This window comes from Mycobacterium parascrofulaceum ATCC BAA-614, from assembly GCF_000164135.1.
GTDB lineage: Bacteria > Actinomycetota > Actinomycetes > Mycobacteriales > Mycobacteriaceae > Mycobacterium > Mycobacterium parascrofulaceum.
This window is the reverse complement of the sequence record NZ_GG770558.1, coordinates 213,208-222,791: the sequence shown is the minus strand read 5'-3', so window position 1 is coordinate 222,791 and position 9,584 is coordinate 213,208. Positions and strand designations below refer to the sequence as shown.

Sequence of the window (9,584 nt, the reverse complement as noted above, 5' to 3'; positions counted from 1 at the left end):
GCGGTCGGCCTCGGCCGCCTCGCGCTCGCGCTCGCCCAGTTCGGCGCGGGCGGCGTCGAGCGCCGTGCGCGCCTCGGCCAGTTCGGCCAGCAATTGTCGTTCGGCGACCGCCACCCGTTCGGCCTCGGCTTCCAGCGCCTCCGGGTCGGTGTCGCTGGGTGGTGCCGGCTCCACGTCGAGATGTTGCGCGCGTTCGCTGGCGATGCGCACCGTCGCGGCGACCCGTTCGGCAAGCGCGGACAGCCCGAACCAGGTCTGCTGGACCGATTCGGCCCGCGTGGACAGTTCGGCCACCGCCGCCTCGTGCGCGGTGAGCTCCTCGGATGCCACCGCCAGCCGGGCGGCGGCCTCGTCGTGCTCGCGACGGATGGCGGCCTCGGCCTCGAAGATGGCGTCGCGCTCGGTCTGCCGGCTGACCAGGTCGTCGGCGGCCAGCCGCAACCGCGCGTCGCGCAGGTCGGCCTGGATGGTCTGGGCGCGGCGGGCCACCTCGGCCTGGCGCCCCAGGGGCTTGAGCTGGCGGCGCAGCTCGGTGGTCAGGTCGGTGAGGCGGGCGAGGTTCGCCGACATCGCGTCGAGTTTGCGGAGCGCCTTTTCCTTGCGCTTGCGGTGCTTGAGCACGCCGGCGGCCTCTTCGATGAAGGCGCGACGGTCTTCGGGCCGCGACTGCAGGATCTCGTCGAGCTTGCCCTGCCCCACGATGACGTGCATCTCGCGGCCGATCCCGGAGTCGCTCAGCAGCTCCTGCACGTCCATCAACCGGCAACTGGCGCCGTTGATTTCGTATTCGCTGGCGCCGTCGCGGAACATCCGGCGGGTGATCGACACCTCCGAGTATTCGATCGGCAGCGCGTTGTCGGAGTTGTCGATGGTGACGGTGACCTCGGCGCGGCCCAGCGGGGCCCGCGACGAGGTGCCGGCGAAGATGACGTCCTCCATCTTGCCGCCGCGCAGGGTCTTTGCCCCCTGCTCCCCCATCACCCAGGCCAGGGCGTCGACGACGTTGGACTTGCCCGAGCCGTTGGGGCCCACCACCGCGGTGATGCCCGGCTCGAAACGCAGAGTCGTCGGCGAGGCGAAGGACTTGAAGCCCTTCAGCGTCAGACTCTTGAGGTACACGGCGAGCCAGACTACCGCTCAAATCGCCCGAGCCACCCGCACCGCGGGGTGTCGCCCGCGTGGAAATGCCGCCGGCGCTGAGAGCTTGCCGCACTGGTCACAGTGGCCACATCAGTCACGGGAAGCGAGGTGATGTCGCGCCCCGAAACGCGATAGCGCCGGCGCTATCAAATCTGCGGCCAGGGAGCCGTCTCAGCGCTCGACGAAGCCGTCGAACCGTTCCTGTGACGGCGACCAGTCCGCGACGACCTTGTCGACGCGGCCCGGCCTCGACGGCCACGAGTCGCCGCCCTCCAGCAGCGCCAGCAGCTTCTCGCCGGCCTCGCGGTGCCCCTGGGCGACCACCAGAACGCGGCCGTCGGCCTGGTTGGCCGCGTAACCGGTGAGGCCCAGCTCGAGCGCGCGGCAGCGCGTCCACCAGCGGAAGCCGACGCCCTGGACCTTGCCGTGCACCCAGGCGGTGAGCCGGATGTCAGGCTCCGACATCGGCGACCTTGAAATCGACCTCGGTGCCGGCTTTCAGCGTGCGCCCGACGGTGCAGACCAGGTCGATCGCCCGGTCGACCACCACCAGCAGCCGCTCCTTCTCCTGCGCGGACAGCCCCGACAGGTCCAGCTCGAGCGTTTCCTCCAGGCGCGGGTAGACCTCGCGCTCGCGGTCGGCGGCCCCGGACACCCGGACCACCGCCCGGTAGTCGTCGCCCAGCCGGCGCGCCAGCGGCTGGTCGCTGGACATCCCGGCGCAGGACGCGAGCGCGATCTTCAGCAGCTCGCCGGGGGTGAACACGCCGTCGACGTCCTCCGAGCCGACAAGCACCTGCGCACCGCGGGAGCTATATCCGGTGTAACGGCGCGATCCCGTGCGCTCCACCCACAGTTCGGTCATGCCCCCCTTTTTACCGGGCGGCGCGTGGCCTATGCCTCGTCGAGTGTGCGTTCCGGGTGAGGCCACGCGGTGTGTCGCCACCCCAGGGGCACACTCAACGCCGTGGACGCACGCCCGACGGCCGGGCCGCCGCGACAGCTTCGAATGAGAGCTCCCTCAGCGGACGATCAGCGAGAGCAGCCTTTTGCCCAACGAGATTGCGGGCGAACCAGTTTCGCACGACACCACGACCCGATCGTCGAACCGCCGCCGCAGTTCGCGTTCGAACACGTCGCGCAGCGTGGACGACGCGGCCGGACATCCGTCGCAGGCGCCCATCATGCGCACGGTCACGGTATGCCCCGCCACCGAGACCAGCTCGATCGACCCGCCGTGCGAAGCGGCAAGCGCGCCAACGGGTCCCGCGAGCAGTTCGGCTGCGACGCCTTCCAGATCCGGCGCGGCTGATTCGTCGACCGTCCAGCCCTGCGGCTCCAGCAGCGCCTCGCCGAGCGCCGCCCGTACGTCGTCCCCCAGCTCGCGCCAGCCGCCATCGCCGCCGAGCGTGATCAGCATGTCCCCGGTGCCCACCAGAATCTCGGCGATAGTCCCGCCGTCCAGCAAGGCGCCCAGCCTGCCGGGTGCTTGCCGGACGACGCCGCGCGGGGGCAGGCGGTCGGGCGGTACCACCCAGCGCAGCTGGCGCGGATTCGTGGTGGCGGTGGCGTGAAGGGGAATCATGCGCCCACCCCGACCGCGATCGAGCGGGCGACGAACGCCATCGTCCAGGCCAGGACGAACATGTAGCACCACGCGAACGCGGGCCAACGCCACGAGTTGGTTTCGCGGCGCATCACCGCGACGGTGGACATGCATTGCAGCGCGAAGATGAAGTACACCATCAAGGCGATGACGGTCGACGAGGTGAACACCTTGTGCCCGTCGTCGTCGGTCATGCCGACCAGGGCTTGATGGGGATCCTCGGGGTTGGTCGCCGCCGAGACCTGCCCGAGGGTGGACACGAAAACCTCACGCGCCGAGAAGGAACCGAGCAGGGCGACGTTGATGTGCCAGTCGAACCCCAACGGCTTGAACACCGGCCCGATCGCCTTCCCGACGTCGGCGGCGTAGCTGTGGTCCATCACATAGGCGGTGGTCTCCGTCGCCGACATGTGCGCGGTTTCGGCCTGCCGTGCGGGGAGATTGAGCAGCACCCAGAGCACCACCGACGTGCCCAGGATGATGGTTCCGGCCTTGCGCAGAAACACCTTGGCCGAATCCCACATGGTGATGAGCACGTTGTTGAGCGACGGGAAGCGGTACGGGGGCAGCTCCATCGTGAACGGCAGCAGGTCGCTGCGCAGGATCGTCGACTTGAACAGCGAGGCGGCAATCAGCGCGGAGGTGCCGCCGCACAGATACAGCAGGAACATCGCCACGCCCTGCGCGCTGAACCCCCACCACTGCGTCTGCGGCGACACCAGCAGCCCCACCAGCAGGGTGAACACCGGAAGCCGGGCCGAGCACGTCATCAACGGTGCCGTGATGATGGTGGCGATCCGGTCCCGCGAGGACGGCAGGGTCCGGGTGGCCATGATCCCGGGGATGGCGCAGGCGAACGAGGAAAGCATCGCCACGAAGGCGCGGCCCTCCAGTCCCGTCGCGGCCATCACCCGGTCCATCAGGAACGCGGCCCGCGCCATGTAGCCGACGTTTTCCAGCAGTGCGATCAACAGGAACAGCAACACGATCTGCGGGATGAACTGGAGCACCGTCCCGACGCCGCCGATGATTCCCTGGCCGAGCAGGCCGCGCACGACGTAGTTGCCTACATGGTCGCTGACCAGCACACCGAGCCAGCCGAGCCCCTGGCTCACCCGGTCCTGCAGTGGCGCGGCGACGGTGAAGACGACCTGGAAGAAGCAGAACATGACCGCGAAGAAGATGACGCTGCCCCAGAGCGGATGCAGCACGATGGCGTCGATCCCCCGCGTGCGCCGGTCCGGTTGCGGCGCAACGTATTTGGCCGCCTTCAGCACCGATCGGCCCCAGGCCTCGATCGCGTCGTCCTCGCCCGGCGGCAGGATCGGGGGCCGTTGCCACCGGTCGAAGGACGCCAGCTGGGCGCGCAGGGTGTCGATGCCCCCGCCCCGGTGCGCGATCACCGGGATCACCGGAATGCCCAGCGCCGTCGACAGGTCGTCGACGGCGATGCCGCCGCCGCGGGCGATCAATTCGTCGGTCATCGTCAGGGCCAGCAGGCACGGAACGTCGAGCCGCAGCACCTGGGCGACGAGCGTGATCGAGCGGTGCAGCGTGGTGGCGTCGGCCACCAGGACGATCGCATCGGGCCGGTCGGCGCCGGTGACGTTGCCGGCCAGGAGGTCGGACACCACTTCCTCGTCCGGGCTGATGGGCTCGAGGCTGTAGGTGCCCGGCAGATCCTCCACGGCGATTTCGACGCCGTCCATTCGTGTGAGGCCCACCCTGCGCCCGACGGTGACCCCCGGGTAGTTGCCCGTCTTCGCGCGCAGGCCGGTCAAGTGGTTGAACACCGACGTCTTGCCCGCGTTGGGGCTGCCCACCAGGGCGATGCGCGCCACGCCCGCGACCGCGACCGCGGCGCCGCCCTCCTCGTGACACGACGTCATGCGTCGCTCCCCGGGTCGACCTCGATCAGCCGCGCCTCGCGCCGCCGCAGGCACAGTTCGGTGTCCTGCACCCGGTAGATGGTCGGGTCGCCCATCGGGGCCCGCCGGATCACCTCGACGGCGGACGCCGGGCGGAACCCCAATTGCCGCAGCCGGCCCGCCACCGCCGGAGCCGCCGCCGCCACCACGCCCACGATGGTCGCCCGCTGGCCCGGCGCGAGCTGAGCGAGCACGGTCGGCGCATCCGGGACACGAACTGAGTTCCGCACTAGCCGCCTCGACACCACAGGTCCACCATGCCACCCAGGATAACGACGCGAGGTGAGGATAACCTCACCTTTCCTACTCGACGGCGCAATCGGCACCACCGAGTAGGCGTCCAAAGCCCGAGGCGCACACTCAACGCCGCGGTCGGGGCTGGCACTTGGGGCAGTAGAACGACGACCGGTTCATGAACTTCTCCCGGCGCATGACCGCGCCGCAGCGCCGGCAGTTCTGCCCCTCGCGCCCGTAGGCGTCCAGCGACCGGTCGAAGTAGCCGGACTGGCCGTTGACGTTGACATACAACGAGTCGAACGACGTCCCGCCTTGCGAAAGGGCGTCGCGCATCACCTCGGCGGCGGCGTCGAGGACGGCGCCGAGCCGGCGGCGGCTCAGCGTCGCGGCGATCCGGGCGCCGTTCACCTTGGCCCGCCACAGCGCCTCGTCGGCGTAGATGTTGCCGATGCCCGACACGACGGTTTGGTCGAGTAGTTGGCGCTTGATCTCGGAATGCTTGCGCCGCAACACATCGACGACGGCATCGCGGTCGAAACGCGGGTCCAGCGGGTCGCGCGCCAGGTGCGCGACGGGGGCCGGTACCACGCTGCCGTCGACTTCGACGAGGTCGGCGAGCATCCAGCCGCCGAAGGTGCGTTGGTCGGCGAAGCTCAGCACGGTCCCGTCGTCGAGCAGCGCGGAGATCCGCACGTGGTCGGCGCGCGGCACCTCCCCCAGCAGCATCTGCCCGCTCATGCCGAGGTGCACGACGAGCGCGGTGTCCGGCTGGCCTGGACCGTCCAGCACCAGCCACAGGTACTTGCCGCGCCGATCGGTGCCGGTGATCCGGGCGTCCAGCAGCCGCGCGGTGAGGTCGGCGGGCCCCGCCTCGTGACGGCGCACCGCGCGCGGGTGGTGCACCCGAACGGCAGTGATCGTCTTGCCCACGACACCGGCCTGCAAGCCGCGGCGGACCACCTCGACTTCGGGCAATTCGGGCATCTAGCGATGATCGCAAGCGCGGCGAAGCCGGGCGCAGCGGGTCATCGCCCATCGACCAGCGATGATCGCAAGCGCGGCGAAGCCGGGCGCAGCGGGTCATCGCCCATTGGCCTAGGCGGACGTTTTCCCCGCGGTGTCCAGCACTTCGAGGGCTTTCCAGGTCGCCGCCGCGGCCTTCTGCTCGGCTTCCTTCTTGGATCGCCCCACCCCGGATCCGTACTCGGTGTCCATCACCACGACGACGGCGGTGAATTCCTTGTCGTGGTCCGGCCCGGTGGAGGTGACGACATAGGAGGGCGCGCCCATGCCCCGCGCCGCGGTCAGCTCCTGCAGGCTGGTCTTCCAGTCCAGCCCGGCGCCCAGCGTCGGCGCCGCGTCCAGCAGCCCGCCGAACAGCCGCAGGATCACCTCCCGGGCCGTATCGATGCCGTGCTGCAGGTAGATGGCGCCCAACAGCGACTCCATCCCGTCGGCCAGGATGCTCGACTTGTCGGCACCGCCGGTATTGGCCTCCCCGCGCCCGAGAAACAGGTGCACGCCCAGGCCGTCGGCGGACAGCTTACGCGCGACGTCGGCCAGCGCCTGGGTGTTGACGACGCTGGCCCGCAGCTTGGCCAGGTCCCCCTCGGAGCGGTCGGGATGCCGGTGGTAGAGCTCGTCGGTGATGGTCAGGCCCAGCACGGCGTCGCCGAGGAATTCCAGGCGTTCGTTCGTCGGCAGGCCGCCGTGCTCGTAGGCGTAGCTGCGATGCGTCAGCGCCAGCGAAAGCAGTTCGTCGGGCAGTTCGACCCCGAGCGCCTCGAGCAGGTCTTCCCGCGACGTCATCGGTCACCCCGCGGCGCTTCGGGCTCGGGAAACATGCCGGCCAGCTTGGCCCACCGCGGGTCGATGCGGTCGTGGTGATGGCCGGGCTCGGCCGCGAGGGAAACGCCGCATTCCGGGCACAGTCCGGGGCAGTCGGGGGTGCACACGGGCGAGAACGGCAACTCGAGCCCGACGGCGTCGATGATCGACTGCTCGAGGTCGATGGTGTCGTCGACGATGTGACCGACCTCGTCCTCCTCAGTGGTCGCCTCCGTCGTGCTGTCGGGGTAGGCGAACAGTTCGGTCAACCGGACCTGCACGCGGCCGTCGACCGGGGTGAGGCAGCGCGAGCATTCGCCGACGGTGGGCGCGTCCACCGTGCCCGTCACCAGTACGCCTTCGGAGACCGATTGGACTTGCAGGTCCAGTTCCAGGGGGGCGCCCGCCTCGATCGCGATCATGTCGAGGCCGATGCGCGCAGGGCTGGGCACGGTTTCCCGCAGGGTCACCATCGCCCCGGGACGCCGGCCGAGCCGGGTGATGTCGATCGTCATCGGGGAGCTCAGACGGCGCCGCGAGGTGGTGCTGTGCTGCCGCGTCATAGGAGAAATCCTACGGCGCGCGCCGCATAATTCCAGGGCGCGCCCGCGCGGTGGAGGGGGTTAGCGCACCGCGTAGTCGTGCGTGCCGGCCGCCGTCCGGAGTTGGTGACGACCGCGGCCGACCGAGCGCAGCGTTCCGTTGAGGAATTCCTCGAACTCGGCGAGCTTGTTGTCGACGTAGATGTCGCACTCCCCGCGCAGCCGGTCGGCCTCGGCGTGCGCCGAGTCGATCAGGCGGGTCGCCTCGGCGTGGGCCGCCTCCACCACGCTGTTCTGCGACACCAGGCGTTGCTGCTCCTTGATGCCCTCTTGCACGGCCTTCTCGTAGGAGATGTTGCCGTTCTCGAGCAACCGGTCGGCTTCGGCCTGGGCGCGGCCGACGCTCGCCTCGTACTCGCGTTTTGCCGCGGTGGCGATGCGCATGGACTCCTCGCGGGCCTCGCCGACCATCCGCTCGCTGTGCTGGCGCGCCTCGCTCACCATGCGGTCGGCCTGGGCTTTGGCATCCGACAGCAGCCGGTCGGCCTCCGCACGGGCGTGGTTGAGCATCGATTCCGATTCGGTGGTCGCCGAGGACACCATGGATTCGGCGTGCGACTTGGCGTCCTGCAGCATCGAGTCGCGCGCGTCGAGCACGTCCTGGGCGTCGTCCAGCTCGCCGGGGATCGCATCCTTGATGTCGTCGATCAGTTCCAGCACGTCACCCCGCGGCACCACGCAGCCGGCCGTCATCGGAACGCCGCGTGCTTCTTCAACGATGGCGCTCAGTTCGTCGAGCGCTTCAAAGACTCTGTACACGGCCATATCCTCCTGGCGTCTGCAAACGTGTTGTTACCAGTGTGCCTGGTGTTGTCTCTGTGACAGCGGTGGCGAGGCCGGTGTGTCGGACATTTGACCACCGCGACGACGCGAAACGCCCCGACACAGCGCCCGCGACATCGCCGTCACCAGTGGAATCCATCGAAACGCCCGTCCGCGCCGCCACGGTTGGCGGCACCTTTGCGGCCATTCTAGGGAGCACGGCCACTCCAGGCCCTGGCCAGACCGCTGCGCAGCGCTTGACCTATACCCCTCAGGGGTATAGGTTTGGGTCTTCGCGGCAACCGATGGGGAGGATCAGGCGCTCGTGCTGGCAGCGATCGGACACGCCTTGGCGGTGGCGGGATCGATGACGTGGGAGATCCTGTGGGCGCTGATCCTCGGTTTCGCCCTGTCGGCCGTGGTGCAGGCGGTGGTGCGCCGCTCGACCGTAACGGCGCTGCTGGGCGACGACCGGCCGCGGACCCTGGCGCTGGCCGCCGGGCTCGGCGCCGCATCCTCGTCGTGCTCGTACGCCGCGGTGGCGCTGGCCCGCTCGCTGTTCCGCAAGGGCGCCAACTTCACCGCCGCCATGGCGTTCGAGATCGGCTCCACCAACCTGGTGGTGGAGCTGGGCATCATCCTGGCCCTGCTGATGGGCTGGCAATTCACCGCCGCGGAGTTCGTCGGCGGCCCGCTGATGATCGTGGTCCTCGCCGTGCTGTTCCGGTTGTTCGTGCGCTCGCGCCTCATCGACGCCGCCCGTGAGCAGGCCGACCGCGGAGTCGCCGGCTCGATGGAAGGCCACGCGGCCATGGACATGTCCATCAAGAAGCAGGGTTCATTCGTGCAGCGCCTTTTCTCCGCGGAGGGCTTCACGTCCGTCGCCCATGTCTTCGTCATGGAGTGGATGGCGATCCTGCGCGACCTCGTCATCGGCCTGTTGATCGCGGGGGCGATCGCCGCGTGGGTGCCCGGAAAGTTCTGGGAGACATTCTTTTTGGCGGACGACCCGGGCCTGGCGACGCTGTGGGGCCCGATCGTGGGGCCTTTCGTGGCGATCGTGTCCTTCGTCTGCTCGATCGGCAACGTGCCGCTGGCCGCGGTGCTGTGGAACGGCGGCATCAGTTTCGGCGGTGTGATCGCGTTCATCTACGCCGACCTGCTGATCCTGCCGATCCTCAACATCTATCGCAAGTACTACGGCACCCGGATGATGCTGACGCTGCTGGGCACGTTCTACGCCGCCATGGTCGCCGCGGGCTACCTGGTCGAATTGATCTTCGGCGCAACACGTCTCATCCCGCAGCAACGCAACGCCACCGTGATGGAGGCGTCGATCTCCTGGAACTACACCACCTGGCTCAACATCGCCTTCCTGGCCGTCGCCGCGGTGCTGGTCATCCGCTTTTTCACCTCCGGTGGCATGCCGATGCTGCGGATGATGGGCGGGTCCCCCGACGGCGGACACGAACACGAGTGCCA

At 69.2% G+C, this 9,584-nt stretch carries 11 protein-coding genes; 1 reads left to right on the top strand and 10 read right to left on the bottom strand.

Annotated features, from left to right (window positions below):
* The 10 genes from HMPREF0591_RS24380 to sepIVA all read right to left on the bottom strand — a co-directional run.
* Window positions 1–1,119, bottom strand: a 1,119-nt coding sequence (locus HMPREF0591_RS24380) for a chromosome segregation SMC family protein (protein WP_007171368.1), incomplete at its 3' end; no start/stop codon positions are given.
* 192 nt (window positions 1,120–1,311) lie between these two features.
* The gene (locus HMPREF0591_RS24375; protein ID WP_007171366.1) at window positions 1,312–1,605 is read right to left on the bottom strand and encodes an acylphosphatase; all 294 of its coding nucleotides are present in this window, start codon (window positions 1,603–1,605) and stop codon (window positions 1,312–1,314) included.
* A complete protein-coding gene (locus HMPREF0591_RS24370) occupies window positions 1,592–2,005 on the bottom strand; it encodes an OsmC family protein (RefSeq protein ID WP_007171365.1) in 414 nt (137 codons plus the stop codon). Before HMPREF0591_RS24370 ends, HMPREF0591_RS24375 begins: the two co-directional genes overlap by 14 nt.
* A 156-nt stretch (window positions 2,006–2,161) precedes the next feature.
* Complete coding sequence (locus HMPREF0591_RS24365; RefSeq protein ID WP_244269093.1) at window positions 2,162–2,608, bottom strand: NifU family protein; 447 nt, start codon at window positions 2,606–2,608, stop codon at window positions 2,162–2,164.
* A gap of 113 nt (window positions 2,609–2,721) precedes the next feature.
* Window positions 2,722–4,635 (bottom strand): ferrous iron transporter B, encoded by a 1,914-nt coding sequence (gene feoB / locus HMPREF0591_RS24360; protein ID WP_007171363.1) that lies wholly within the window; start codon window positions 4,633–4,635, stop codon window positions 2,722–2,724.
* Window positions 4,632–4,868: a FeoA family protein gene (locus HMPREF0591_RS24355; protein WP_007171362.1), complete on the bottom strand. Its 237-nt coding sequence runs from the start codon at window positions 4,866–4,868 to the stop codon at window positions 4,632–4,634. Before HMPREF0591_RS24355 ends, feoB begins: the two co-directional genes overlap by 4 nt.
* Before the next feature lie 166 nt (window positions 4,869–5,034).
* Complete coding sequence (gene mutM, locus HMPREF0591_RS24350; RefSeq protein WP_007171361.1) at window positions 5,035–5,895, bottom strand: DNA-formamidopyrimidine glycosylase; 861 nt, start codon at window positions 5,893–5,895, stop codon at window positions 5,035–5,037.
* Between the two features lie 111 nt (window positions 5,896–6,006).
* Window positions 6,007–6,720: a ribonuclease III gene (gene rnc / locus HMPREF0591_RS24345; protein ID WP_007171360.1), complete on the bottom strand. Its 714-nt coding sequence runs from the start codon at window positions 6,718–6,720 to the stop codon at window positions 6,007–6,009.
* On the bottom strand, window positions 6,717–7,301 hold the full coding sequence (locus HMPREF0591_RS24340) for a YceD family protein (protein WP_007171359.1): 585 nt from the start codon (window positions 7,299–7,301) through the stop codon (window positions 6,717–6,719). The genes rnc and HMPREF0591_RS24340 overlap by 4 nt, the downstream gene beginning before the upstream one ends.
* Before the next feature lie 60 nt (window positions 7,302–7,361).
* A complete protein-coding gene (gene sepIVA / locus HMPREF0591_RS24335) occupies window positions 7,362–8,099 on the bottom strand; it encodes a cell division protein SepIVA (protein WP_040623960.1) in 738 nt (245 codons plus the stop codon).
* A 370-nt stretch (window positions 8,100–8,469) separates the two neighbouring features.
* On the opposite strand from sepIVA, the gene HMPREF0591_RS24330 reads away from it, so the two are divergent.
* On the top strand, window positions 8,470–9,584 hold a 1,115-nt coding region (locus HMPREF0591_RS24330; protein WP_007171357.1), incomplete at its 3' end, for a permease.

Coding starts and splice junctions, on each gene's coding strand:
- rnc (WP_007171360.1), bottom strand. CDS start 6,720: ATGACGTCGCGGGAAGACCTGCTCGAGGCGCTCGGGGTCGAACTGCCC.
- mutM (WP_007171361.1), bottom strand. CDS start 5,895: ATGCCCGAATTGCCCGAAGTCGAGGTGGTCCGCCGCGGCTTGCAGGCC.
- HMPREF0591_RS24375 (WP_007171366.1), bottom strand. CDS start 1,605: ATGTCGGAGCCTGACATCCGGCTCACCGCCTGGGTGCACGGCAAGGTC.
- feoB (WP_007171363.1), bottom strand. CDS start 4,635: ATGACGTCGTGTCACGAGGAGGGCGGCGCCGCGGTCGCGGTCGCGGGC.
- HMPREF0591_RS24370 (WP_007171365.1), bottom strand. CDS start 2,005: ATGACCGAACTGTGGGTGGAGCGCACGGGATCGCGCCGTTACACCGGA.
- HMPREF0591_RS24340 (WP_007171359.1), bottom strand. CDS start 7,301: ATGACGCGGCAGCACAGCACCACCTCGCGGCGCCGTCTGAGCTCCCCG.